The organism is Hydrogenophaga sp. GW823-FHT04C09 (genome assembly GCF_058796355.1).
In genome coordinates this window covers 300,726-325,959 of record NZ_JBXAIO010000004.1, presented here as the reverse complement: position 1 = coordinate 325,959, position 25,234 = coordinate 300,726, and the positions used below count along the sequence as shown (strand labels likewise).

22 protein-coding genes are annotated in these 25,234 nt (G+C 69.0%); 8 read left to right on the top strand and 14 right to left on the bottom strand.

All coding sequences use genetic code 11. The annotated features are described in order from the left end of the window. Positions 1–2: 2 nt before the first annotated feature. The 6 genes from AC1Q9M_RS13810 to AC1Q9M_RS13785 all read right to left on the bottom strand — a co-directional run bounded on the left by AC1Q9M_RS13810 (position 3) and on the right by AC1Q9M_RS13785 (position 9,963). Positions 3–6,008 (bottom strand): hybrid sensor histidine kinase/response regulator, encoded by a 6,006-nt coding sequence (locus tag AC1Q9M_RS13810; RefSeq protein ID WP_492434297.1) that lies wholly within the window; start codon positions 6,006–6,008, stop codon positions 3–5. Between the two features lie 39 nt (positions 6,009–6,047). After that, the gene (locus AC1Q9M_RS13805; protein WP_382321624.1) at positions 6,048–8,294 is read right to left on the bottom strand and encodes a methyl-accepting chemotaxis protein; all 2,247 of its coding nucleotides are present in this window, start codon (positions 8,292–8,294) and stop codon (positions 6,048–6,050) included. Between the two features lie 64 nt (positions 8,295–8,358). Beyond that, positions 8,359–8,898, bottom strand: coding sequence for a chemotaxis protein CheW (locus tag AC1Q9M_RS13800; protein WP_382154797.1), 540 nt, complete (start codon positions 8,896–8,898; stop codon positions 8,359–8,361). 29 nt (positions 8,899–8,927) lie between these two features. Then, positions 8,928–9,293 carry a response regulator gene (locus tag AC1Q9M_RS13795; protein WP_291120771.1) on the bottom strand — a complete coding sequence of 122 codons (366 nt, stop codon included), beginning with the start codon at positions 9,291–9,293 and terminating at the stop codon, positions 8,928–8,930. Beyond that, the gene (locus tag AC1Q9M_RS13790; RefSeq protein WP_291125525.1) at positions 9,293–9,688 is read right to left on the bottom strand and encodes a response regulator; all 396 of its coding nucleotides are present in this window, start codon (positions 9,686–9,688) and stop codon (positions 9,293–9,295) included. The genes AC1Q9M_RS13795 and AC1Q9M_RS13790 overlap by 1 nt, the downstream gene beginning before the upstream one ends. A gap of 101 nt (positions 9,689–9,789) precedes the next feature. After that, on the bottom strand, positions 9,790–9,963 hold the full coding sequence (locus AC1Q9M_RS13785; RefSeq protein WP_291120767.1) for a rubredoxin: 174 nt from the start codon (positions 9,961–9,963) through the stop codon (positions 9,790–9,792). A gap of 155 nt (positions 9,964–10,118) precedes the next feature. Between AC1Q9M_RS13785 and thiD the strand changes: the two genes are divergently transcribed. Both thiD and hemL read left to right on the top strand, forming a co-directional pair. Continuing rightward, on the top strand, positions 10,119–11,060 hold the full coding sequence (thiD, locus tag AC1Q9M_RS13780) for a bifunctional hydroxymethylpyrimidine kinase/phosphomethylpyrimidine kinase (protein ID WP_382321626.1): 942 nt from the start codon (positions 10,119–10,121) through the stop codon (positions 11,058–11,060). Positions 11,061–11,070: 10 nt separating this feature from the next. Continuing rightward, positions 11,071–12,375: a glutamate-1-semialdehyde 2,1-aminomutase gene (gene hemL, locus AC1Q9M_RS13775; protein ID WP_444687294.1), complete on the top strand. Its 1,305-nt coding sequence runs from the start codon at positions 11,071–11,073 to the stop codon at positions 12,373–12,375. A 13-nt stretch (positions 12,376–12,388) separates the two neighbouring features. On the opposite strand, the gene AC1Q9M_RS13770 is transcribed toward hemL, so the two are convergent. The 4 genes from AC1Q9M_RS13770 to dusB all read right to left on the bottom strand — a co-directional run bounded on the left by AC1Q9M_RS13770 (position 12,389) and on the right by dusB (position 15,909). Beyond that, positions 12,389–12,808 (bottom strand): hypothetical protein, encoded by a 420-nt coding sequence (locus AC1Q9M_RS13770; protein ID WP_492434292.1) that lies wholly within the window; start codon positions 12,806–12,808, stop codon positions 12,389–12,391. Between the two features lie 206 nt (positions 12,809–13,014). Further along, the gene (gene purH / locus AC1Q9M_RS13765) at positions 13,015–14,601 is read right to left on the bottom strand and encodes a bifunctional phosphoribosylaminoimidazolecarboxamide formyltransferase/IMP cyclohydrolase (RefSeq protein ID WP_492434290.1); all 1,587 of its coding nucleotides are present in this window, start codon (positions 14,599–14,601) and stop codon (positions 13,015–13,017) included. A 37-nt stretch (positions 14,602–14,638) separates the two neighbouring features. Further along, positions 14,639–14,875, bottom strand: coding sequence for a helix-turn-helix domain-containing protein (locus tag AC1Q9M_RS13760; protein ID WP_291120759.1), 237 nt, complete (start codon positions 14,873–14,875; stop codon positions 14,639–14,641). Then, positions 14,872–15,909 carry a tRNA dihydrouridine synthase DusB gene (dusB, locus tag AC1Q9M_RS13755; RefSeq protein WP_444687297.1) on the bottom strand — a complete coding sequence of 346 codons (1,038 nt, stop codon included), beginning with the start codon at positions 15,907–15,909 and terminating at the stop codon, positions 14,872–14,874. The genes AC1Q9M_RS13760 and dusB overlap by 4 nt, the downstream gene beginning before the upstream one ends. A gap of 178 nt (positions 15,910–16,087) precedes the next feature. Between dusB and AC1Q9M_RS13750 the strand changes: the two genes are divergently transcribed. Continuing rightward, entirely contained in the window at positions 16,088–16,570 is a 483-nt protein-coding gene (locus AC1Q9M_RS13750) for a YqaA family protein (RefSeq protein ID WP_492434288.1), read from the top strand. After that, on the top strand, positions 16,567–17,745 hold the full coding sequence (locus AC1Q9M_RS13745) for an MFS transporter (protein WP_382321635.1): 1,179 nt from the start codon (positions 16,567–16,569) through the stop codon (positions 17,743–17,745). The genes AC1Q9M_RS13750 and AC1Q9M_RS13745 overlap by 4 nt, the downstream gene beginning before the upstream one ends. On the opposite strand, the gene AC1Q9M_RS13740 is transcribed toward AC1Q9M_RS13745, so the two are convergent. Beyond that, positions 17,718–18,497 carry an RNA pseudouridine synthase gene (locus tag AC1Q9M_RS13740; RefSeq protein ID WP_382321637.1) on the bottom strand — a complete coding sequence of 260 codons (780 nt, stop codon included), beginning with the start codon at positions 18,495–18,497 and terminating at the stop codon, positions 17,718–17,720. The genes AC1Q9M_RS13745 and AC1Q9M_RS13740 overlap by 28 nt on opposite strands. Before the next feature lie 180 nt (positions 18,498–18,677). On the opposite strand from AC1Q9M_RS13740, the gene AC1Q9M_RS13735 reads away from it, so the two are divergent. Next, entirely contained in the window at positions 18,678–18,938 is a 261-nt protein-coding gene (locus tag AC1Q9M_RS13735; RefSeq protein ID WP_382154743.1) for a hypothetical protein, read from the top strand. A gap of 31 nt (positions 18,939–18,969) precedes the next feature. Here the strand turns inward: AC1Q9M_RS13735 and ychF are convergent, their stop codons facing one another. Both ychF and AC1Q9M_RS13725 read right to left on the bottom strand, forming a co-directional pair. Further along, complete coding sequence (ychF, locus tag AC1Q9M_RS13730; protein WP_382154740.1) at positions 18,970–20,061, bottom strand: redox-regulated ATPase YchF; 1,092 nt, start codon at positions 20,059–20,061, stop codon at positions 18,970–18,972. 174 nt (positions 20,062–20,235) lie between these two features. After that, positions 20,236–21,135, bottom strand: coding sequence for a LysR substrate-binding domain-containing protein (locus AC1Q9M_RS13725; protein WP_444687298.1), 900 nt, complete (start codon positions 21,133–21,135; stop codon positions 20,236–20,238). A gap of 103 nt (positions 21,136–21,238) precedes the next feature. On the opposite strand from AC1Q9M_RS13725, the gene AC1Q9M_RS13720 reads away from it, so the two are divergent. After that, entirely contained in the window at positions 21,239–22,222 is a 984-nt protein-coding gene (locus tag AC1Q9M_RS13720) for a tripartite tricarboxylate transporter substrate binding protein BugE (RefSeq protein ID WP_444687299.1), read from the top strand. 3 nt (positions 22,223–22,225) lie between these two features. Beyond that, positions 22,226–23,104 carry an N-formylglutamate amidohydrolase gene (locus tag AC1Q9M_RS13715; protein WP_492434284.1) on the top strand — a complete coding sequence of 293 codons (879 nt, stop codon included), beginning with the start codon at positions 22,226–22,228 and terminating at the stop codon, positions 23,102–23,104. 2 nt (positions 23,105–23,106) lie between these two features. On the opposite strand, the gene AC1Q9M_RS13710 is transcribed toward AC1Q9M_RS13715, so the two are convergent. After that, the gene (locus AC1Q9M_RS13710; RefSeq protein WP_382321650.1) at positions 23,107–23,982 is read right to left on the bottom strand and encodes an MOSC domain-containing protein; all 876 of its coding nucleotides are present in this window, start codon (positions 23,980–23,982) and stop codon (positions 23,107–23,109) included. A gap of 77 nt (positions 23,983–24,059) precedes the next feature. On the opposite strand from AC1Q9M_RS13710, the gene AC1Q9M_RS13705 reads away from it, so the two are divergent. Further along, positions 24,060–25,229 carry an FAD-dependent monooxygenase gene (locus AC1Q9M_RS13705; protein WP_492434281.1) on the top strand — a complete coding sequence of 390 codons (1,170 nt, stop codon included), beginning with the start codon at positions 24,060–24,062 and terminating at the stop codon, positions 25,227–25,229. Positions 25,230–25,234: the final 5 nt, after the last annotated feature.

The window sequence follows — 25,234 nt, the reverse complement described above, 5'->3', positions numbered from 1 at the left end:
CATCAGGCCTCGGCCGCCGCCTTCGCGTAGTGGCCGATCAGGGCCAGCAGCTCGTCTTCCGAGTAAGGCTTGCCGAGGTAGTGGTCCACCCCGAGTTCGCGCGCGTGCTCGCGGTGTTTCTCCGCGATGCGCGAGGTGATCATGATCACCGGCAGGTCGGACAGGCGCACGTCGCTGCGGATGTTGCGCACCAGGTCGAAGCCGTCCATGCGCGGCATCTCGATGTCGGACAGCACCACGGTCGGGCGCTCGGTCTGCAGCTTCTCCAGCGCCTGCAGGCCATCGGCCGCCAGCGTCACGCGGTAGCCCTCGCGCTGCAGCAGGCGCTGCGTCACGCGGCGCACGGTGATGGAGTCGTCCACCACCAGCACCAGCGGCACCGTGTTGACCTCCGCCGCGCTCTGCGCCAGCGCCTCGCCCAGGGACGTCGCCGCCTGCGGCGTCGTGCGCTGGTTCGCCACCCACTCGGCCACCTGGGCGCCGTACACCGTGGCCAGCGCCACCGGGTTGTAGATCAGCGCCACCGCGCCCGACGCCAGCACCGACATGCCCGCCAGGCCCGGCAGCCGCGAGAGCTGCGCCCCCAGGTTCTTCACCACGACTTCCTGGTTGCCCAGCACTTCGTCCACGTGCATGGCCACGCGCTGCGCCGCGCTTCGGAAAATCACCACCGGTTGTGTGCGGCCATGCACCTCGGTCGAGTGCGCCGAGGATTGCAGCAGCGCGCCAGCCCAGTAGAAGGGCACGTCCTCGCCCGCCACATTGAGGTGGCCACTGGTGTAGGCCTTGGTGAGGTCGTCGTTGCTCAGGCGGCGCACCACCTCGACCAGGTTGGACGGCACGCCCACGGTGAGCCCGCCCGCGCGCAGCATCACCACCTGCGTGACCGCGGTCGTCAGCGGCAGCACCAGCTTGAAGCTGGTGCCCTGCCCGGCCTGCGTGGCGGTCTCGATGCGGCCGCCCAGCGCGACCACGTCGTTGCGCACCACGTCCATGCCGATGCCACGGCCGGCCAGCTCGGACACCTCGCGCGCCGTGCTGATGCCGGGCTCGAACACGAGCTGGGCGGCTTCCTCGTCGCTCAACTCGGTGCCCGCCGGCACGATGCCTTGCGCCAGGCCCTTTTCGCGCAGCCGCGCGAGGTCGAGGCCGGCGCCGTCGTCGGTGAAGACCAGCGACACGTCGTTGAGTTCATGGCCCAGCACGATCTCGATCTGGCCTTCGGTCGGCTTGCCGGCCTGTTGGCGCCGCTCGGGGGCTTCGATGCCGTGGGCCACGCTGTTGCGCAGCAGGTGTTCGAACGCGGCGGTCATGCGGTCGAGCACGCCGCGGTCCATTTCGATGTTGCCGCCGGTGATGTCCAGCCGCACCTGCTTGCCGGTTTCCTTGGAGGCCTGGCGCACCACGCGGTACAGGCGCTCGGAGATGCCTTCGAACTCCACCATGCGCGTGCGCAGCAGGTCGCGCTGCAGTTCGCGCGTCTGGCGCGCCTGGGCGACCAGGCTGTCTTCGGTGGCCTCCACCGCGCGCTGCAGGTTGCGCTGCACGGTGGCCACGTCGTTCACCGACTCGGCCATCATGCGGGTGAGTTCCTGCACGCGGGTGAAGCGGTCGAACTCCAGCGGGTCGAACGACTGGTCGGCGTCGCGCGCCTGGGCCAGCCGCGACTGCATCTGGGTCTCGGCCTGCAGCTCGATGTCGCGCAGCTGGCCGCGCAGACGGTCCAGGTTGCCCGTGAGGTCCTTGAGCGAGCCGCGCAGGGTCACGAGTTCGGACTCCATGCGCGAGCGAGTGATCATCACCTCGCCGGTCTGGTTGACCAGGCGGTCCAGCAGCTCGGGGCGCACGCGCACGGCGGCACCCGCGCGGGCCTGCAGGATCGTGGGCGCCTGCGGCAGCGAGATGCCGGTCAGGCCCCCTTCCCCGCCGATGGCGGCGGTGGCGGCCACGGGCGGTGCGGCGGCCTCTGCCACCGGCTGGGCCGGCACCGGCTCGGGCACCGGCGGCGCGATGTCGATGATCTGGGCGTCGGCGTTGCGCAACTGCTCGAAACGCGCGCTGATGGCGTCGAACGCGCTCTGCAGGGGTTCGAGGTCGGCACCGCGCTGAAGGTCGGAACCCAACCGCTCGGCGGTGGTTTCCATGCGGTGCGCCATCTCGCCCAGCCGCAAGGCGCCGGCCAGGCGCGCGCTGCCCTTGAGCGTGTGCAGGTTGCGCAGCACCTCGGCGCGCGCGCTGCTGTTGTCGGGGCGCGCCACCCACTGGCGCAAGGCGCCGTCGAGCTGAGGAATGAGCTCCTGCGCCTCTTCCGCGAAGATCGGGAACAGGTCGACGTCCACGGTGTCGGCCACGTCGATGTCGTCGTCGATGTCCTGCACCACCTCGTGCACGCGGCTCACGTCGGCGTGCGGCGCGGTGAAGGCGGTGGTGTGTTCGGCGCGGTCAGGCACCTCGAAACCGGTCAGCGCCAGCACCGGCGCGCCGTCGTCCTGGGGCGCCTGCACCTCGGCGGGCGCTGGCGCCTCGACGGTGGGCTCGGGCTCGGGCTGCGGGTCGTGCACCACGCGGTACAGCGCGTCCATCAGCTCGGCGTTGGGCTCCTTGAGGAAGCCGGCGGCGAACTGGTGCAACAGGCGGCGGATGTCGTCCGACGCCTCGACGAACAGCTGGGCCTGGCCCGCGCTGGCCGGGTGGCCCGAGCGCTGGTGCATGCCCACCGATTCGATCGCATGCTCCAGCGCGCGCGCGATGTCGGACAGGGACTGGAAGCCCACCGTGGCCGAACTGCCCGCCAGCGAATGCGCCAGCGCCTCGGCCTGCTCGGGCACCGGCTCGTGGCGCTCCAGGGCCCACTCGGTCAGCACGGTGTTGAGGCGGCGGGACCACTCGTCGGCCTCGTTGAGGTAGACGTTGTAGAGCTTGAGGCCGATGCGCAGCGAACCGATGACCTTGGTCTGTTCGTCGGGGATGGCCTCGGGCTCGGGTTCGGGCAGCGCGAAAGGTTCGACCGACTGCGCCACTTCCAGGGCCAGGTGATCGTCCTCGGGGGGTGCCTCGACGGGCTCGGGCAGCGGTGCCACCACCGCCTCGTCCACCACCTCGGGCACGCTCGCCGGCAGCGGTTCTTCCACGGGATCGACCACCTGGGCCAGCTCGGGGTCGGCCCATTCGGGCTCGGCCAGGACGGGCTCGGGTTCGACCGGCACTTCGGCCGGCACGGCTTGCGCGGCGGAGGAGAACGCGGCGAGGCTGCCGAAATCGATGTCGGCCAGCAGCGGTTCGGCGTCCAGCGGCGGGGCCACCACCGGCGGCTCGGCGGCGGCGTCCACCGGCGGGAAGTCCTGGGTGGGCAGTGCATCGACAGGCGCCTCTGCGGTCGCAGCCGCGGCTGCGGCCGCCGCCACGGCATCGAGATCGAGGTCGAACGAGGGCTCGGCCAGGGCCTCCCCCACCGGGGCCGGTTCGGCCGCTTCCGGTGGCACGAACACGGTGGCTTCCACCAGAGGCGCCGGTGCGGACGTGGCCGCCTCCGGCGAGGCCAGCGGCAGGTACTGCCCCTGGTCGCGCAGCGCCTCGGCGCTGGCGCGGAAGGGCAGCGAGCGCCAGGGCACGGCACGGCGTGCCGAGATGTCGTCCACCCAGCGCCCGAACTCGGTCATGGCCTCGCCCGAGAGCGTGAGCAGGGGCGGGCTGGCGGGCCGCTGTTCGGCCAGCACCGTGTTGAGCAACTGCTCCATGGCCCAGGCCGCTTCGCCGAACTCGTCCAGGCCGACCATGCGCGAACTGCCCTTGAGCGTGTGGAACGCCCGGCGCAGCGTGGTCAGGTGCTCCAGATCGCTGGGCTGCACCTGCAGGTGCGACACGGCTTCCAGGCCGTTGGCCACGACTTCGCGGGCCTCTTCCAGGAAGATGTCGAGCAGGTCGTCTTCGTCGTTGTCCGCGTCGCTGGGCGCTTCGGGCTCGGGCGCCTGGGCCGCCGTGGAAGATGCCGACAGGCCCACCAGGGCCTGCGCACCCGCGGCGGCATCGTCACCGACCACCGCCTCGGCCGCTTCGCGCGCGGCCCGCGCCACGCCCGACTGCTCGGCCAGCGAAGCCTGATCCGCCAGCGAGTCGAGCTGTTCGCTCAGATCGACCAGGCTCAGGCCACCCTGCACGCTGTCGACCACGCGCTGCACGCCATCGCTGATGGCCTGCGCCTCTTCCAGGGCGGGTTGGTGCGCCACATCGGCCCCCACACTGCGGCCCATGAGGGGCAACAGCTCGCCCTTCTCTTCGTCGAACACGAAAAGCTTCTTGGCCAGCGCCGGCTGGTAGTTGAGCATGTCGACGAGGAAGCTCATCGCGCTCAGGTTGTTGCCCAGCTGCTGGAAGGTGCCGGCCTCGCGCGCCAGCGCCTCGTCCACCTCGGTGTCGAGGATCTGGTCCACCGCGTTGCGCATGCGGGCCACGGTGAGCACCGCCTGCTCCAGCCCCAGCACGGAGAGCACGCCGCGCATCTGCCCCAGCTGGGACACCGCCACGTGCAGACCGGCCTTCTCCTGCGGGTTGCGGAAGAACTGGTCGAGCGATTTTTCCGCCTCGCCCAGCGAGGCCTTGAGTTCGCCGACCACGCTGCCCATGGTCTGGCGGTCGCTCACGCGCCGGTACAGCTGCTCCATCCACACATCCAGCGGCTGCGCGGGCCGCCCGGCGAGCACGCCTTCCAGGCGTTCGGCGAGGGCTTGCGTGCGTTCGGTCAGCTCGGGTGCGCTGGGGTCGAAATCCTCGAAGGCCGCTTCCAGGTACAGCGTGGTGGTGGCGACTTCCATCGCCAGCTCGGGGCGCACGTTGCCGGCTTCCTGCACGGCCTGATCGGCCGCCTTCACCAGGGCCTGGGCCAGCACGGTGCTGGCCGGGTGCAGCTTGAGCAGCGAATCACCGATCAGGCTGAACTGGTCGGCCACCTGCCGGGCGCGGCTGTTGTCGCCGCCGGAGTACAGCGACCAGACTTCCTTGGCCGCGTGGATGCGCTTGCGCGCCTGGGCGAGCACCGCCGGGTCGTAGCGGCCCAGCGTGGCCTGGTGGTAGTCCACCGGCGGCAATTGGCCCAGGCCGAAGGCGTCGCGCACCGCCGCCAGGTGGGGCGTGGTGGTGGCGGAAACCGCCGTGGGCTGGGCACAGAAGAACAGCAGGTCGTGCAGCAGGGTCTCCGACACCTGGGCCTTGCCCTGGCTGAGGTTGACGAACTGCAGCAGGATGCGCGAGGTTGCGCGCTTGACGTAGACGTCGGGCGGCAGCAGGCGCTGCGCCACCGCCTCGAAATAACCGGCGGCCACGCGCCAGAACGTGCGCGAGCGCGCATCGGCGGCGCCGGCGGACAGGCCGGCACTGAGCTTGGCCAGTTGCTGCGCGGCGGCCACGCTCTGGGTCTTCACGACCAGCAGCACCAGGCGGTCGAACAGCGAGCGCACCGCCGCGCTGGATTCGAGCGCGGCGACGTCGACCGGCGCGCCGACCTCCTTGCCCCGGTGTTCGAAGGGCCACAGATCGGCCGGGTGCACGCGCTCGGCCGCGGCCAGCTCCTGCACCTCGCGGTACTGCGCAAACAGCGCCACCGGCTGGATCGGCTTGTTGTTGAGCACCGCTTCCAGGTACTCGATCAGCGCGAAGCTCGCGCGCTCGACCTTGCCCGCGGCCTCTTCGTTGCAGGTGTTCGGGCGCTGCACGAAACGCTGCACCGCGGCTTCCATCGCGCGCAGCACCTGGGCCGGCGAGGTCAGCCCCACCATCTCCAGTGCCCCCACGGCCTGGTGCAACTGCTGGCGCGCCAGCCGCAGCGAACCGGGGTCCACCGCCTCCAGGTCGTTGTTGCGCGACAGTTCGGTCTCGCGCACGAAGCGCCGGATGGCCTTGTTGGCGCCGTCGAGCGATTTGCGCAGTTCCTCGAAAACCCAGGCCAGGGGGCCGAGGTCGGCGACCGGCGCGTCCGCTGGCAGGCTGTCGGTGTCGATGGCGGAGTCGAGCATGTTCTTCCAGTGGGTTGACGCGGGCGCCGAGCGGGGTCGTCAGGCGATCTTGAATCGGGCCACGGATTGGCGCAGTTCCTCGGCCATGGCCGAGAGCTCGCGCACCTGGGCCGCCGTGGAGCGCGTGCCTTCGCCGGTCTGTTCGGTCACCGCGAAGATGTGCTGGATGTTGCCGGCCACCTCGTTGGCCGAATCCGCTTCGCGGGACGCGGCATCGGAAATCTGTTCAATCAGTTCGGCGAGGCGGCGCGACACACGGTCGATCTCCGACAGCGCGGTACCGGCGTTGTCCGACAGCTTGGCCCCTTCGACCACACCCTGCGTGGAACGCTCCATGGCGGCCACCGCGTCCTGCGTGTCGGTCTGAATCGCCTTCACCAGCGCCGAGATCTGGCGCGTGGCATCGGCGGAGCGTTCGGCCAGCCGCTGCACTTCTTCCGCCACCACCGAGAAGCCCCGGCCGGCTTCACCGGCCGACGCCGCCTGGATGGCGGCGTTGAGGGCCAGCACGTTCGTCTGTTCGGTAATGTCCGAGATCAGTTCGGTGATTTCACCGATCTCCTGCGACGACTCACCGAGCCGCTTGATGCGCTTGGAGGTTTCCTGGATCTGGTCGCGGATGGCGTTCATACCGCCAATGGCGTCCTGCACGGCCTGCAGGCCCGACTCGGCGGCTTGCAGCGACGCGCGGGCCACCGTGGCCGACTCCTGCGCCTGGCCCGACACCTGGTTGATGCGCTGCGCCATATCCAGCACCGACTGGCCGGTTTCGCGGATCTCGCGCAGCTGTTCGGTGGACGCGGCCAGCAGCTCGGTCGAGGTGCTTTCCACCGCCGACGTCGTCTGCGCCACGCGCGTGGCCGTGGCCTGCACGTTGCCCACCAGCGAGCGCAGTTCTTCTACCGTGTAGTTCACCGAGTCGGCGATGGCGCCGGTGATGTCTTCCGTGACGGTGGCTTCCTGCGTCAGATCGCCTTCGGCCACCGTCTGCAGTTCGTTCATCAGGCGAAGAATGGCCGCCTGGTTGGCGTCGTTGACGCGCTTGGCGTCCTGCTCCAGCGATTCGGCAGCAAGCCGCTGCGATTCCGCGACCGACTGGCGCTGGCGGCTGTCGAGCAGCTGCACATAGGCCAGGCCGCCCGCGCACAGCAGGGCAAACAGGGCCGAGAGGGCCAGGGCCGCCAACTGGCCGCCACCGAGGCCCGAGCGCGACGACAGGTCGCCCTGCAGCTTCTCCAGGCTCAGGCGCAAGGGCTCGCTGTCGGCAATGATGCCGGCCTGCGCTTCACGCGCCGAGACCAGGCCCTGCAGGTTGCCCAGAATCGCGCCGGCTTCGACGCGCGTGGCTTCGTACAGCTTGAGCAGGGCGTCCAGGCGCTCGCGCACCTGCGGGTCGCGCGCGGCGGCCAGGCGCAGTTCGTCGCTGCCGTTGAGCAGGCCTTCGGCGATTTCCTTGAAGGTGTTCAAGTCCTTGCCGAGCAGGAACACCGCTTCCGGGCTCACGCCCTCCATCGTCAGGAACTCGTTGGCCGACTTGCCGATGCGCTGGGTCAGCATCACCAGCTGGCCCGAGGCCGAAATCTCGGCGGCCGGCGCGTTCTGCTGCAGCTTCAGCGAGGACACGGTCTCGGCGATCTCCAGCAGGTCCGACGACTGCCGGTTGATGGTGCGCAAGGCGTTGCCCACCTGCGTCAGGATGTTCTGCTGCGCCAGCACCGCCGCCGCATTGCGCTCGGCCTGGTCCACCTTGGGCAGGATCTTGCCGAGGTCTTCCGAATATTCGGCGCCCAGCGCGTCGAGCGACATCTCGCTGTCGCCGCCTTGCAGGCCGCGCAGCGTGCGGGCCATCACGGTCGAGCTGTCGCGCACCTCGGGGAAGGCGGCAGGGCTGCCGATCAGGGCCTGCGACACGCTCTTGGCCAGGCGCTGCGACTGCATCAGAGCCTGGCCGCTGGCGGCCACCTGCTGACCCACCTTTTCGGTCTGGGTCAGGGCATACAGCGTCACGCCACCGAGAACGACCAGGCCGAGCGCCAGCAGGATGGCCAGCGTGCGCTGGTGCTGCTCGGCCGGTTTGCTGCCCAGCAGCGGCAGGGTCACCTGGCCGCTGGCGTCGGGGCTATCCTCGTCCACCATCGGATTGCCGACGAGGCCTTCCGATGCAAGCGTCGGCGCCAGGCGGGCCGCCGCGAGTTCGGCGACCTCCTGGTCGGTGGCATTGGAAAGGTCGGGTTCGTCGCCGGCTTTTTTCTTGAAGAGACCCTGGAATCGATCAAGCATAGCCATGTAAAAACCTTCCAACTGAAAACAGAATGACGAATGGACCCCATGCGGTCCGCGGGTTCAACCTTCAGGCGGCGATCGCCAGAAACTCGGGCTCGGCCACCAGCATCTGCAGATCCAGCTCCTGCCAGGACTGACCCTGGGCATCGACCAGCGAGCGGGTGAAATACGAAGGCGCGCCCTCGGGATTGGCCCCGAGCGCGGTGAACATGGAGGGGTTGCGCAGACCGAGCAGGCGGTCGATCCAGATCACGGCATTGAAGCCGAGCGCGGTGTGCAGGCTGACCAGGCGCGACTCGGAGGTCACGCGTTCGCTGGTCGGGGAAGGCAGCGCCGAGGCCGCCGAGCCGACCAGGCGGGCCAGGTCGATCACGCCGTGCAGGCCGCCGCGCAGACTGGCGACCCCGGCGTACCAGGGCTTGGTGTAGGGCACGCGCTGCAGCGCGGACCAGGGGAAGATTTCACCGGACTGCACCAGAGGGAGCAGGTAACGCCGGTCGCCGGCTTCGACCGCCAACCAGGTGGCGGTGACGGCTTCGGTCTTGGCGGCCGTCAAACGCTGGGCCAATCGTTCCTGGAGTTCCTTGAGTGATTGACGTTTGGCCATGCTCGGTGCGGTTCAGGTCGGTGGTGCGGTCAACCCAGCGCGCGAATCTTCGACAGCAACTCTTCCGCGTCGACCGGTTTGGTCACGTAGTCGCGTGCGCCCTGGCGCATGCCCCAGACGCGGTCGGTCTCCAGATTTTTGCTCGTACACATGACGATGGGAATGCTCGAATACTGAGGGTCCCGCGTGATGGCACGCGTGAGTTGAAACCCATTCTGACCGGGCATCACCACGTCCATCAGGATCAGATCGGGCTTTTCCTCGCCAAGCCGACGGAAGGCCTCGTCCGCGTTCTCAGCGGTGCTCACGGTGTAGCCGTTTTTTCCCAGCAGATCGGACAGGACCATCAGCTCGGTTTTCGAGTCGTCCACCACGAGGATTTTCCGAATGGGCATCACACTGCTCCTGTCAGGTTGGCGCCGAACTGCTGCACGGCTTGCAGCAGCTGGTCTTTGGTAAAGGGTTTGGTGAGGTAGTCCTGCGAGCCGACCATGCGCCCACGCGCCTTGTCGAACACGCCGTCCTTGGACGACAGCATCACCACGGGGATGCCGGCGAAGCGGGCGTTGCGCTTGATGATGGCGCAGGTCTGGTAACCGTCGAGGCGCGGCATGAGGATGTCGCAGAACACCAGATCGGGCTGGTAGTCGTTGATCTTGGCCAGGGCGTCGAAGCCGTCGTCGGCCAGCAGGACTTCATGCCCGCCCTGCTTGAGGAAAATCTCGGCGCTGCGGCGGATGGTGTTGCTGTCGTCAACCACCAGGACTTTGAGGGCAGGCGTTGTGCTCACGTTTCACTAGCTCCAGAGGGTGGGACAGAACGAGGAAAGCGAGACCGGAGAAATACCCTACCGGGTTCGCCAGGAAACCATCAAGCGCGCAGACCCCGACCTCAGATCTGCACCATTTCAAAATCTTCTTTGCGGGCGCCGCACTCGGGACAGGTCCAGTTCATCGGCACCTCAGCCCAGGGAGTGCCGGCGGCCACGCCATGCTCGGGTGCACCTGCGGCTTCGTCGTAAATCCAGCCGCAGATCAGGCACATCCAAGTCTTGGTTTCGGTCATGGTTATAGGGGGCATTGTCTTAGAATGCAAGCATTGTATCGAGCGACATAAGCCGCTCCGCAAGCCAGTTGGACCGGCTGTCGATCACGTTTGGCGCCCTGCGCAACGCACCCACCCGGGTGACCGCGCCACAACCCTTCCCCCCCTCCGTACCCATGCCCGATACACCCGCAACTTCCGCGCCCGAAACGGTCGAGAAGCCCGGCGAGATTTCCCTGCCGTGCGTGCTGACCTTCAACGCCAGCGATCCCAGCGGCGCGGGCGGCCTGAGCGCGGACATCACCGCCATGTCGAGCGCGTCGACGCACGTGCTGCCCATCGTCACGGGCGCCTACATCCGCGACACCTCCGACATCCACGACCACTACGCCTTCGATGAAGAAGCGGTGGCCGACCAGGCGCGCTGCGCGCTGGAGGACATGCCGGTGCAGGCCTTCAAGGTCGGTTTCGTGGGCAGCCCGGAAAACCTGAGCGTGATCGCGGAGATCACGACCGACTACAGCGAGGTCCCGGTCATCACCTACATGCCCGACCTCTCCTGGTGGGACGAGATGGCGATCGACACCTACCTGGACGCCTGCGCCGAACTGCTGCTGCCGCAGACCACGGTGCTGGTGGGCAACCACAGCACCTTGTGCCGCTGGCTGCTGCCCGAATGGGAAGGCGATCGCCCGCCCACCGCCCGCGAGGTGGCCCGCGCGGCCGCCGTGCACGGCGTGCCCTACACCCTGGTGACCGGGTTCAACGCGGCCGACCAGTACCTGGAAAGCCACCTCGCCACGCCCGAGACGGTGCTGGCCACGGCGCGCTACGAGCGCTTCGAAGCCACCTTCACCGGTGCGGGCGACACCCTGTCGGCCGCGCTGTGCGCGCTCATCGCGGGCGGCAGCGACCTGCAGGCGGCCTGCGCCGAAGCCCTCACCTACCTCGACCAGTGCCTGGACGCGGGCTTCCAGCCCGGCATGGGCCACGCCGTGCCCGACCGCCTGTTCTGGGCCCACGACGACGAGGGCGAGGAAGAAGAAGCCCCCGCCGAAGGCACGCCCGACAGCACACTCGACGCCAACGATTTCCCGCTCGACACCACGAGACATTGACCTTCGCTCCATGACCACCGATCGCAACCAGCAACTGTTCGACCGCGCCAAGGCGCTGATCCCCGGCGGCGTGAACTCGCCCGTGCGCGCCTTCCGCGCGGTGGGCGGCACGCCCCGTTTCGTGCAACGCGCCCAGGGCGCCCACTTCTGGGACGCCAACGGCCAGCGCTACATCGACTACATCGGCTCCTGGGGTCCGATGATCCTGGGCCATGGCCACCCGGCGGTGGTCGAGGCGGTGCAAAAGGCCGTGCTGGAGGGTTTCTCGTTCGGCGCGCCGACCGAGCGCGAGGTCGAGTTGGCCGAGGCCATCGTCGAACTGGTGCCCAGCATCGACATGGTGCGGCTGGTGAGCTCGGGCACCGAGGCCGGCATGAGCACCATCCGCCTGGCGCGCGGCGCGACCGGCCGCAAGAAGATCATCAAGTTCGAGGGCTGCTACCACGGCCATGCCGACGCCCTGCTGGTCAAGGCCGGCTCGGGCCTGGCCACCTTCGGCAACCCCACCAGCTCCGGCGTGCCGCCCGAGGTGGTGCAGCACACCCTCGTGCTCGAATACAACAACCTCGAACAACTCGAGGCCGCGTTCGCCGAGCACGGCCCTGAACTGGCCTGCCTCATCATCGAGCCGATCGCGGGCAACATGAACTTCGTGCGCGCCAGCGTGCCGTTCATGAAGCGCTGCCGCGAGCTGTGCACGCAGCACGGTGCCCTGCTCGCCTTCGACGAGGTCATGACCGGCTTCCGCGTGGCGCTGGGCGGCGCGCAAAGCGTGTACGCCCAACTCATCCCCGGCTTCGAGCCCGACATGACCGTGATGGGCAAGGTGATCGGCGGCGGCATGCCGCTGGCCGCCTTCGGCGCCAAGCGCGCGGTGATGGAACAGCTCGCCCCGCTGGGCGGCGTGTACCAGGCCGGCACGCTCTCGGGCAACCCGGTGGCCACGGCCTGCGGTCTGGCCACGCTCAAGGAAATTCGCCAGCCCGGTTTCTACGACAAACTCGCGGCCACCACGCGTTCGCTGGTTGATGGCCTCAAGGGCGCCGCCGCCGCCGAGGGCGTGGCACTGAGTGGCGACAGCGAGGGTGGCATGTTCGGCTTCTTCCTGTTCGACGAACTGCCGCAGAACTACGCCAAGGTGATGACGACCGACGGCCCGCGCTTCAACACCCTGTTCCACGGCCTGCTCGACCGCGGCGTCTACATCGCGCCGGCCCTGTACGAAGCCGGCTTCGTGAGCGCGGCGCACACGACCCAGGACATCGAAGACACGGTGGCCGCGGCGCGCGAGGTGTTCAAGCAGCTGGCGCGCTGAGCGCGGGCTTCGGTCAGTACGCCCGGAAAAAGCGGGCGTGCTCCCGGTGCATGTGCGAACGCAGGGTCAGCCAGTCCCGCAGCGCGGCCTGCGTCAGCGGCGACGGGTCCTGCGCGCACAGCTCGAAGGCGTCTCCGAGGCGCCTGAACTCGGCATCAAGATCGCGCTGCGGCGCCAGCGCATCCGGCATCGGGCCCATGGCGATGTCGGCATGGCCCCAGACCATGATCTCCGCAACAACGCGCCTTCGCTCCAGCATGAGGCGGCGGTGCATGGCCGAACGCCGGCGCGCACCGAAGCGGCGGAGCACGGGATTCGAGTCACCGGCTTGCACCATCGCCAGGATCACATCGAGCTGCTCGATCAGGTGAATCCAGGGCTCGGGCTGAAAACGCACGGTGGATGCTTCAGGCATCTTCTGCAGAGTGAGCATGCGGGTCTCCTGTTGTTGTTCTGGGTCGGCCGTCTGGATCGCGCCGGCCCAGAGAATAGAGAGCCGCCTTGAAAACAGCCATTTGATTGGCCGCATCCGAAGAATAGAAGTTAACTATTCAAGGTCGGGGACCCCGCAAGAAAAAGGGCCGCGGCAGGTTTCTGCGGCGGCCCGGAGGGCATTCAGGCGCGCGTGGCGCCGTTCGCTCAATGGCGGAAGTGGCGCACGCCGCTGTAGACCATGACGACACCGCGCTCGTCCGCCGCGTCGATCACTTCCTGATCGCGCATCGAACCACCCGGCTGGATCACGCAGCTCGCGCCCGCGTCCACCACCACGTCCAGGCCGTCGCGGAACGGGAAGAAGGCGTCGCTGGCCACCGCCGTGCCCTGCAGCGAGAGCTTGGCGTGGCCGGCCTTGATGCTGGCGATGCGCGCCGAGTCCAGGCGGCTCATCTGGCCCGCGCCCACGCCCATGGTCATGCCGTCCTTGCAGAACACGATGGCGTTGGACTTCACGAACTTCGCCACCTTCCAGGCGAACAGCAGGTCTTCGATCTGCTGTTCGGTCGGCTGCAGCTGGGTGACCACCTTGAGGTTGCTGCGTTGCAGCACGTGGTTGTCGGCGCTCTGGATCAGCAGGCCCGAGCCCACGCGCTTCACATCGCTGAGGTTCAGGCCCTTGTCCCACGCCGTGGCGCCGCCCGGGGGCAGCGCGATTTCGAGCACGCGCACATTGGCCTTGGCCTTGAAGACCTCCAGCGCCTCGGGCGTGTAGCCGGGCGCCATCAGCACCTCGACGAACTGCTTGCTGATTGCCTGCGCGCCCGCGCCATCGAGCACGCGGTTGAGCGCGATGATGCCGCCGAAGGCGCTGGTGGGGTCGGTCTGGAAAGCCTTGCCGTAGGCCTCCAGCGCGTCCTTGCCCACGGCCACGCCGCAGGGGTTGGCGTGCTTGACGATCACGCAGGCCGGCACCTCGAAGCTCTTGACACATTCCCAGGCCGCGTCGGCGTCGGCGATGTTGTTGTAGCTGAGTTCCTTGCCCTGCAGCTGCCTGGCCGTGACCAGCGAGCCCGGCGCGGGGTGCAGGTCGCGGTAGAAGGCGGCGCTCTGGTGCGGGTTCTCGCCGTAGCGCAGGTCCTGCAGCTTGACGAAGCGGCCGTTGCTCTGGGCCGGGTACTCGCTGCGGCGGGGCACGCTGGCGCCTTCCTCGAACTCGATGGACGAGAGGTAGTCGCTGATGGCCGCGTCGTAGTTGCTGATGCGGTTGAACGCGGCGACCGAGAGCGCGAAGCGCGTCTTGTCGCTGAGCTTGCCGCTGGCCTTGAGTTCGTCGATCACGGCCGGGTACTGGGCCGCGTCGGTCAGCACCGCCACGTCCTTCCAGTTCTTCGCGGCGCTGCGCACCATGGCGGGGCCGCCGATGTCGATGTTCTCGATCGCGTCTTCCAGCGTGCAACCGGCCTTGGCCACGGTGGACTCGAAGGGATAGAGGTTGACGATCAGCAGGTCGATGGTCTCGATGCCATGGGTCTTGAGCGCGGCCATGTGCTCGGGCAGGTCGCGGCGCGCCAGCAGGCCGCCGTGCACCTTGGGGTGCAGCGTCTTCACGCGGCCGTCGAGCATCTCGGGAAAGCCCGTCACCTCGGCCACCTCGGTCACCGGCAGGCCTTTCTCGGCCAGCAGCTTGGCGGTGCCGCCGGTGGAGATCAGGGCCACGCCGAGGCCGTGCAGGGCCTGGGCGAGTTCGACGATGCCGGTCTTGTCGGAGACGGAAATGAGTGCGCGCATGGAAGAGAGGGCTTGGGAGGTTGGGAAATCGGTGGGCTCAGTCGATGAGCTTGTGTTCGAGCAGCTTCTTGCGCAGCGTGTTGCGGTTCAGCCCCAGCCATTGCGCGGCGCGCGACTGGTTGTTCTGCGCCTGCTCCATCACCACTTCGAGCAAGGGTTTTTCCACCGCCTTGACCAGCATGTCGTGCAGGTTGGCGGGGTCGGTGCCGTTGAGGTCGCGGAAGAAGTCTTCCATGCTGGCACGCACACAGTCGTGCAATTTGTTCTGTTTCATGCGGCCAGTTTCCAGTTGTCGCTCGGGGTTGTTGTTGTGGTTTCGCCGGACGACCACTCGTCCAGGCTCTCGCTCACGCAGCGCAGCTGCGCCTCCACCGTAGTGACGGCGTTGACGCGCGAACGGAACAGGGCGGCCGCGCCGGGGGGCAGCGGCAGCGATTGCGCGTACCAGCCCAGGTGCTTGCGCGCGCTGCGCACACCGGTGGATTCGCCGTACAGGTCGTAGTGGTCGTGCAGGTGGTCGAGCAGCCAGACCCGCACGTCGGCCAGGTCGGGCGGCGGCAGGTGTTCGCCGGTGGCGAGGAAGTGGGCGATTTCACGGAAGATCCAGGGCCGGCCCTGGGCGGCGCGGCCGACCATGATGGCGTCGGCCCCGGTGCGGCGCAGCACCTCGCGCGCCTGCTCGGGGCTGTCGATGTCGCCGTTGGCCACCACCGGAATGCGCACGCGGCTCTTGATGTGGGCCACGGTGTCGTGCTCGGCCTGGCCCTTGTAGCCCTGCTCGCGCGTGCGGCCGTGCACGGTGAGCATCTGCACACCCGCGGCTTCGGCGGCCAGCGCGAGCGTGGGGGCGTTGCGCACGCTGGCGCACCAGCCGGTGCGCATCTTGAGGGTGACGGGCACGCCGTGCGGCTCGCAGGCGGCCACCACGGCCTGCACGATCTCGATGGCCAGCGCCTCGTCCTGCATCAGCGCCGAGCCGGCCCACTTGTTGCAGACCTTCTTGGCCGGGCAGCCCATGTTGATGTCGATGATCTGCGCGCCCCGGTCGATGTTGTAGCGCGCGGCGTCGGCCATCATCTGCGCGTCGGTGCCGGCGATCTGCACCGAGATCGGCGCGGCCTCGCCTTCGTGGTTGGCGCGGCGCGAGGTCTTGAGGCTGTCCTGCAGATCGGGGCGCGAGGTCACCATCTCGCTCACCGCATAGCCCGCGCCCAGGCGCTTGCACAGCTTGCGGAATGGCCGGTCCGTCACCCCCGCCATGGGCGCGACGAACAGGGCATTGGGCAGGGTGAAAGCCCCGAGTTGCATGGCGGTGGGAGAATCGGTGTCGAGCGGTGGAACTGCCGCGATCCCTGCTAACGCGGGGGGCGAAGGAACGCGATTGTATCTGCCTGTTTTTTCAGCAGGCGATATGTCGGCACCCTTTTTGCCCTCTCCCTCCGACTTCCCGATCGCCGGTCTCCCCCACCCCCGGATTTCGCCGCCCATGCCCGACTGGATCACCTACCTGATAGAGCAGCTGGCCCTGCCCGAATTCGGCCTGAGCACGGTCTTCGTGGTGTCCTTCATATCGGCCACCTTGCTGCCCCTGGGATCGGAGCCGGCGGTGTTCGGCCTGATCAAGATCAACCCGCATCTCTTCTGGCCCGCCATCCTGGTGGCCACCGCCGGCAACACGGCCGGCGGCGCCGTGAGCTGGCTCATGGGCCTGGGCACGCACAAGGTGGTGGACCGGGCGCGCGGCAACCACGTCGATCTGCGCGCGCTGCAATGGCTGGAGCGCTTCGGCCCCAAGGCCTGCCTCATGTCCTGGCTGCCGGTGGTGGGCGACCCGCTATGCGCCGTGGCAGGCTGGCTCAAATTTCCGTTCTGGCCCTGCCTGGCCTACATGGCCATCGGCAAGTTCGCCCGCTACCTCACCATGACGGCCGCGCTGTTGTGGTTCTTCCCTGGAACCCTGCATCCATGACCGTTGCCAGCAACCGCCTGCCACGCGCCCTCTGGGCCCTGATGGTGGGCAACTTCGTGATCGGCACCGGTGTGATGGTGGTGCCCGGCACGCTCAACGACATCAGCCACTCGCTGGGCGTGTCGATCCCGCAGGCCGGCCAGCTGATCACGGCCGCGGCCATCCTGATGGGCCTGGGCGCGCCGCTGTTCGCCAGCCTGGTCGCGGGCTGGGACCGGCGCCGCCTGCTCACGATCTCGCTGATCTGGTACGGCGTGCTGCTGCTGGCCTGCGCGCTGGCACCCAACTACGCCAGCCTGATGCCGCTGCGCGTGCTGGCCGTCATCGCGCCGGCCATCTTCACGCCGCAGGCGGCGGCCAGCGTGGGCCTCCTGGTCGGCCCGGCGATGCGCGGGCGCGCCATCACCTTCATCTTCCTGGGCTGGTCGCTGGCCTCGGTGCTGGGCATGCCGCTGTCGGCCTGGATCAGCAGCGAACTCAACTGGCGCTGGGCCTTCGGGCTGGTGGCGCTGACCTCGTTCCTCAGCGGCGCCTGGGTGTGGCGCGAGATGCCCGACGGCATCAAACCGGCCGCGCTGTCGCGCGAGGCCTGGGGCCGCACCCTGGGCTCGGCCCCGCTGATGACCGCCGTGGCCGTGACGCTGCTCTTCTCCTTCGGGCAGTTCACGCTGTTCTCCTACTTCGCCCCCTACTTCGCGCAGACCCTGGGCGCGGGCGGCGGACTGCTGTCGCTGATCTTCCTGTGGTTCGGCGTCTTCGGCCTGGCAGGCAATGTCGCGGTCACGCGCTCCATCGACCGCATCGGCGCGCCCCGGGCCGTGCTGATCACGCTGTGCGCCATCGTGCTGAGCCTGCTGCTCTGGCCGCTGGGCCGCTACGGCGTCTGGGCCCAGGCCTTCGTGCTCATCCCCTGGGCGCTGGGCTGCTTCTCGTGCAACTCGGCGCAGCAGGCGCGGCTGGTGCAGATCTCACCCGAGCTGGCCCCGGCCACCGTGGCGCTCAACACCTCGGCCCTGTATGGCGGGCAGGCCCTGGGCGCGGCGCTGGGCGGCGTGATGATCGCCCAGGGCCGCATGATGAACCTGCACCAGGTCGGCCTGGCCGTGATGCTGGTCGCGATGGCCGTGAGCCTGTGGGCCGCGTGGCTTCAGAAACGCTCGTGCGCGGCGAGGTAGCGCCACTGGCCTGAAGGCAGGCCGTCCAGGCCGATGCGGCCCAGGCGCTGGCGCCGCACCGAGGCCAGGCGCAGGCCGGCGCGCTCGGCCAGGTGCGCCACCTGCCCCGGCAGCGTGCCCTTGATCGCCAGCCGCAGGCGCCGCTCGCTCTGCCAGCTCGCGCGCGCCGTGGGCACGGCCCAGCCGTCGAAGAACAGCGCCTTGCCCAGCGACTGCAGCACCGCTTCGCGCCGCGCGTCGTCGTCGAGTTCGGCATCGTCCTGCACCTCCACGAGCCACTCGTGTTCCAGCGGCGAGGAGGCATCGGTGATCTTGCGCGCCACGCCCGGGTTCTGCGTGAACACCATCAGGCCGCTGGCAAGCACCTCCAGCGGCGAGACCGGCAGCAGCTTGTGGCCATGCGCCTTGAGCGGGCGCACGCCCGAGCGGTCGCCCTTGAAGCGCGCACCCGGGGCGAACCAGCGCGCGGCCAGCTCGTCGGGCAAAGGCGATTCGTCGGGCAGGGCCTGGCCCGAGGGCTTGTGCCAGACCAGCGTGACCGGCACCAGCGGTTCCAGCCGCGCCTTCGGATCGAGCTCCACGGCCTGCTCGTCGCGCACGCGCGCCATGGGCTCCTCGACCACGGTGCCGTCAACCCGCACCCAACCGCCAGCGATGTAGTGTTCGGCGTCGCGGCGCGAGCACGGCAGTTGGGCCGCGAGCCGTTTGGCCAGGCGCTGGGGTTCGGGACGGATCGGAGCGTGTTCGTTCATGCCGCCGACTCTACGCGCTGTTCGGGTGTGTCCAGGCGGGTGACCATTTCGGCATGCCACTTCCCCTTCATGCTTTGGCAGCACGTGCCACGCGGCCGATCGAGTGTTTCCCAGCGAACAGTCGAAGCGTGTCGTTCTGTCTTAAGGTGGGGGCTCTCTTTGTTTGACAAAGGATCTTCCATGTCCACTGAGTTCTCTTCCTGGTTCACGATCGAGACCAACGGCAACCCCGCCCGGGAGGGCGTTTACGAGACCACGGCGCTGGGCATTCCCGGCGAGAGCCACAGCGTGCTCCAGCACGGTTTCCGGCACTGGGGCGACGGCAGTGGCTGGGGCGATCTGGGCGCCACGCCGGACGCCGCCCTGGCGATGAAGGACCACCGCCCGGTGTTCCCGTTCAACGTCCGCCACTGGCGGGGCAAGGCGCAGCCCGCGGACTGACGCCCGCTGGCTCAGCCAAGGCGGATCGAGTTCAGCTGCTGAACAGGAAGTTCATCACGTCGCCGTCCTTGACGACGTAGTCCTTGCCTTCGGCGCGCATCTTGCCCGCGTCCTTGGCGCCCTGCTCGCCCTTGTAGGCGATGTAGTCGTCGAAACCGATGGTCTGGGCGCGGATGTAGCCCTTCTCGAAATCGGTGTGGATCACGCCAGCGGCCTGCGGGCCGGTGTCGCCTACGTGGATGGTCCAGGCGCGCACCTCTTTCACGCCGGCCGTGAAGTAGGTCTGCAGGCCGAGCAGCTGGTAGGCCGCGCGGATCAGGCGGTTCAGGCCCGGCTCGTCCTGCCCGAGTTCCTTGAGGAATTCGAGCCGGTCGGCGTCGTCCATCTCGGAGAGTTCGGCCTCGATCTTGGCGCAGATGGCGACCACGGGCGCGTTCTGCTTCTGCGCGAATTCCTTGAGGCGGTCCAGCAGCGGGTTGTTTTCGAAGCCGTCTTCCGACACGTTGGCCACGAACATCGCGGGTTTGGCGGTGATCAGGAAAAACTGCTTGAGCTGCGCCTGCTCTTCCTTGCTGAAGTCGATGGTGCGCACCGGCTGGGTGTCGTTGAGCGCGGCCTGGCACTTCTCGAGGATGGCGACCTGCTTGATCGACTCCTTGTCGCCCGAGCGCGCGGTCTTGCTCACGCGGTGCAGGGCCTTTTCCACGGCGGCCAGATCGGCCAGGCAGAGCTCGGTCTGGATGACCTCGATGTCGGCGATCGGGTCGACCTTGTTGGCCACGTGGATGACGTTCGGGTCTTCGAAGCAGCGCACCACGTTGACGATGGCGTCGGTCTCGCGGATGTGCGCGAGGAACTTGTTGCCCAGGCCTTCACCGGTGCTCGCGCCCGCCACGAGGCCGGCGATGTCCACGAACTCCACGATGGCCGGCACGATGCGCTCGGGCTTGACGATCTCGGCGAGCTGCTGCAGGCGCGGATCGGGCACTTCCACCACACCGGTGTTGGGCTCGATGGTGCAGAAGGGGTAGTTCTCGGCCGCGATGCCGGCCTTGGTCAGCGCGTTGAAAAGGGTGGACTTGCCGACGTTGGGCAGGCCCACGATGCCGCATTGGAGGCTCATGGAAATTCCTTATGAATCAACCCCTGTGGCACTGTGTAGCGCCTGTCTGGCAGTGCTGCGAACCGAGGTGAGAGGTACCGGGTTCCGTGAGGACGTTGTCCTCGTCTTGCCAAGGGGAAACGGGTGTCGATTGTACTGATGGGTGAATCTCTCGCGCTGAAGCGTCCCGGACGCTCAGCCGCCCGCGCGCCGGGCCTGTTCACGGACCCAGAGCGAGAAGGCCTCCACCGCGCGGGAGCCGGCGGTCGCGCGCGGACGGCACAGGTAGTAGCCCCGCCCGGTGCTGGCGCTGCCGGGCACGGGGGTGACCAGGCGGCCGGTGGCCAGTTCGGCCTGCACCATGCAGCGCTGGACCACCGCCACGCCCATGCCCGCGCGGGCCGCTTCGATCAGGTTCATGACCAGGTCGAAGCCCGTTCCCCGCCAGTGCGGCGGCAGTTGCCCGCCCACGGAATCGGCCCACAGGGCCCAGTTGTCGCGGTAGTTGCTGTGGTACAGCAGGGGCAGGTTCAGCAGCGCGTCCACGCCGTCGATGCCTTGCGCCAGCGCGGGCGCGCACACGGCCACGATCTCGCGGCCGATGAGGTACTGCGCCGCCACCTGGCGGGGCCAGTGCTTGCCGGCCCGCGCCTTGAGCGCCACCCACAGATCCACGTCCGCGCGGGTGAAGTCCTCGTCGTGGTGGTACTGGCGGAACTCGATGTCGATCTCGGGGTGGCGGTGCCGGAAATCCTCCAGGCGCGGCATCAGCCAGAGGTTGCCCAGGCTGGGCACCACGGACAGCCGCAGCCGCAGGGCTTCGGGCAGGGCCCTGACCTGGCCCGCCGCGGCCTCCAGCGCGGCCACGGGCCCTTCGACCTGGCGGCGCAAGTCGGCGCCGGCCGGGGTCAGGCGCACGCCGCTGGCCGCGCGGTCCAGCAGCTGGACCCCCAGGTGTTTCTCGAGCCGGGCCACCGCGCGGCTCACCGCCGCCTGGGTCACGCACAGCTCGTCGGCCGCGCGGTGGAAATTGCCATGGCGGGCCACGCCCAGGAAGGCGTGCAGCTCCACCAGAGAAGGGCTTCGGATGCGCATGCGGCTGATTACATCATGTCATCGCACACGGCGAAAATGTCGTTTGCCTGCCTTGGTCGGATTTCCTACCCTTCGGCTCCCATCCCCGAGGAGGAGACCTCACATGACCACCCGAACCCTGCTGCGCACCGCGCTGACCCTGACCACCGCGCTCGTTCTGGGCGCTGCCGCCCAGGCCCAGACCGCCTACCCCAACCGGCCGATCAAGCTGATCGTGCCTTTCGCCCCCGGCGGCTCGACCGACCTGGCCGCGCGCCTGGTGGCCGAATACGGCGGTCGCGAGCTCGGTCAGTCCATCGTGGTGGAGAACAAGGCGGGCGCCGGTGGCTCGACGGGCATGGAATTCGTCGCCCGCGCGCCGGCCGATGGCTACACCCTGGGCATGGCCACCGTCAGCACGCACGGCAGCAACCCGGCGGTCTATGGCAACAAGCTGCGCTACAACCCGGTGAAGGACTTCGCGCCGATCACCAACGTGGCGACCACGCCCAGCGTCTTCGCGGTGCATCCCGCCACACCGGCCAAGGACATGAAGGAGTTCATCGCCCTGGCCCAGGCCAACCCGGGCAAGTACAGCTTCGCCTCGCCGGGCATTGGCTCCCTGGGCCACGCCAACATCGAGCACTTCATGGCCCTGTCCAAGATGAACCTGCTGCACGTGCCGTACAAGGGCGCCGGGCAGGCCATGACCGACGCCATGGCGGGCCAGGTGACCGCCATCACGGACAACCTGCCGTCGGCCCTGCCGAACATCCAGTCCGGCAAGCTGCGCGCGCTGGCGGTGCTGAGCGAGAAGCGCTCGCCCTCGCTGCCGGAGGTGCCCACCTACGGCGAACTCGGTTTCCCCCAGATGGGCGGTGGCGGCTGGTTCGGCGTGGTCGCGCCGGCGGGCACGCCGCCCGAGGTGGTGGCCAGGCTCAACGCTGCCATCCACAAAGGCATGAAGCACCCCGAGTTCATCAAGCAGATGGAAGCCTCGGGCTCCACGCTGATCCCCGGCACGCCCGAGGCGTTCGCCCAGCAGATCCAGCAGGCCATGGAGCGCTACGAGCGCGTGGCCAAGATGGCCAAGATCTCGCTGGACTGAGCCATGCCGATCGACGCACCGCCGTTCACGCTGCACCGCCCTGTCGCCACGCCCGTGCCCCTGGTGTGCGACTCGCCGCACAGCGGCACCGACTACCCGGCGGACTACGACCACGCCGTGCCCCGGGCGCTGCTGCGGCGCGGCGAGGACACGCATGTGGAGGCGCTGTGGGCGGCGGTGCCCTCGGTGGGCGGCAGCCTGCTGGCGGCCCACTTTCCCCGCACCTACATGGACTGCAACCGCTCGGAGGACGACCTCGACCCGGACCTGCTCGACGGCCCGTGGCCGGCGCCGCTGAACCCGAGCGAGAAAACCCGCCTGGGTTTCGGCCTGGTGTGGCGCAACATCGATGCCAGCACGCCGATCTACCACCGTCGGCTCACCGTGGCGGAGGTGCAGGCGCGCATCGCCCGCTGCTACCGCCCGTACCACGCGGCCCTGTCGCGATGCATCGACGAGACCATGGCCCGCTTCGGCGCGCTCTGGCACCTGAACCTGCATTCCATGCCCGACAACGCCTACGAGCGGCTCCAGATCCGCAGCACCCGCCCACTCGCGGACTTCGTGCTGGGCGACCGCGACGGCACCACCTGCGACCCGGCGTTTGTCGACCTGGTGGAGCGCGAGCTGCGCTCGCGCGGCTATTCGGTGGCCCGCAACGACCCGTACAAGGGCGTGCAGCTGATCGCTCGCATCGGCCAGCCCGCACAAGGGCGCCACAGCCTGCAGATCGAGATCCGCCGCCCGGTGTACATGGACGAGATCACCCGGGAGCGCAACGCCAGTTTCGCCACGGTGCAGCGCGACCTGGGCGAACTGGCGGCCACGCTGGCGCGCTACGCGAGCGAGCGGGCCAGCCCGCCACGATCAGCCCAGGGCTGAGTTCAGTCGAACTTCCAGTCGGCGCTCACGGGCTGGCCGATCCGCAGCACCTGCCCGTCGCCTTCGAGCACGATGGCATTCATGCCGAAGGTGATGGCGCCGTTGAGGCGCGGGTCCTGCCGGTAGACCTGCAGCGTGTCGTTCACCTCGGGGCTGGAGATGGCGGTGGCCGGGTCGATGTTGGGAATGGGACAGCGGCCGCAGGGCTTGACCGGCTCGATCAGCGCGGACGCGCCGTCCCCGGTGCCAATGCGCATCGCGCCCACGCGGTCTTCGTCGTGCGCTTCCACGCCGGCCAACACGACGTTGGGCCGGAAACGCAGCATCTCCACCGGCCCGTGGCCGGCCGCGCCCAGGCGGGTGTTGAGTTCGTCCAGCGACGCGGTGCTGGTCACCAGCAGGCTGAAACCGTCGGCGAACTGCGTGACGGCCTCGCGGCCCCCGGTCCACTTCAGGCTGCACACGCGCCGCACCTCGGGGTCGAAGCGCGCCAGGCGCAGGGGCTGACCGAGGAAATCGCTGAACCACTGCGCGGCCAGATCGCCCATGTCGTAGGCCTGCACCTCGTCGTCCCACACGCGCACCTGGAGCGGGCCTTCGGCCGCGTCCAGCGCCAGGTGCAGCGCGAGCATGCCGGGGGCGCGCAGCACCAGCTGGCCCATCTTGAAAGCGGTCTGGATGAGCGCCATGCGGGGCAGCTCGCGCTGGGTCACGAACTCGCCGTCCGCGTCCACCACCATCCAGGCGCGGTCGTACAGCAGGCCGGTGTCGGTCAGCTCGACCTCGGTCAGCGAAATGCCGGCGCAGGACTTGACCGGATAGACCCAGAGCTGGGCGATGGTGGCCTGCACGTCGGCGGCAATGGGTTCAGCACTCATGGTGGATGGTCAGGATGGGGGTACCGGGTATCGCCCGGGGGAAGGCCCGGATTGTGCCCTGCTCCTAGAATCCCCCCATGAACTCCCCTGCCCCCCGCACCGGCTCTACCCGGCGTTTCGACATCGCCATCCGAGGGGCCGGCGTGGTGGGCCAGACCCTGGCCCTGCTGCTGGCCCGCGACCGCCTGCGCGTGGCCCTGGTCGGCGCGCCACGCGGCCCGCAGGACACCCCCGACGTGCGCGCCTACGCGATCAACGCGGCCTCGCGCGACGTGCTGCGCTCGGTGCGCGCCTGGCCCGAGGCCGATCCGCAGGACGACCGCGTGCCCCCCATCACCCCGGTGAGCGCCATGCAGGTGTGGGGCGACGACGGCGGCGAGCTGCAGTTCTCGGCCGACGACCAGGGCGCGGACGCGCTGACCTGGATCGTGGACGTGCCCGCGCTGGAGCAGCGCCTGTCCGACGCGATCGGCTTCCAGGGCGGCATCGAGCGCGTGAGCGAAGCGCCCAACGCCGCCCTGACGGTGGTGTGCGAGGGCAAGCGCAGCCAGACGCGCGCGGAACTGGGCCTGGAATTCGACGTGCGCCCCTACCCACACAAGGCGGTGGCCGCGCGGCTGCATTGCGACCAGCCGCACGGCGGCATCGCCCGGCAGTGGTTTTCCAACGGCGAGGTGATGGCCCTGCTGCCCCTGGGCGGCGCGTTCGGGAACTCCGTGGCGCTGGTGTGGTCTGTCCCTGCACAGCAGGCCGACGCCTGGCTGCAAGCCGACCCGACCACCTTCACCCAGGCCGTGCAGGCGCGCTGCGCCCAGGCCCTGGGCCACATGCACATGGAAAGCCCCGCCCAGGCCTGGCCCCTCGAACTCTCGCGCGCCCAACGCTGGATCGCCCGCACCGCCCAGGGCGGCGTGGCGCTGGCCGGCGACGCGGCGCACGCCATGCACCCGCTGGCGGGCCAGGGCCTGAACGTGGGTCTGGCCGACGCCGCCGAGCTGGCGCGCGTGCTGCAGCAGCGCGAATACTGGCGCGAGCTGGGCGACCTCAAGCTGCTGCGCCGCTACGAACGCGCGCGCGCCGCCGAAGTGGGCGCCATGGGCTGGGTTACCGACGGTCTGTTCGGCCTGTTCGCCCACGGCGACTCGCGCGTGCAGGCGCTGCGCAACTGGGGCCTCAACGGCTTCGACCGCAGCGGCCCGCTCAAGCGCTGGATCGCCCGCCAGGCCATGGGCCAGCCGCACTTCTGAAACCC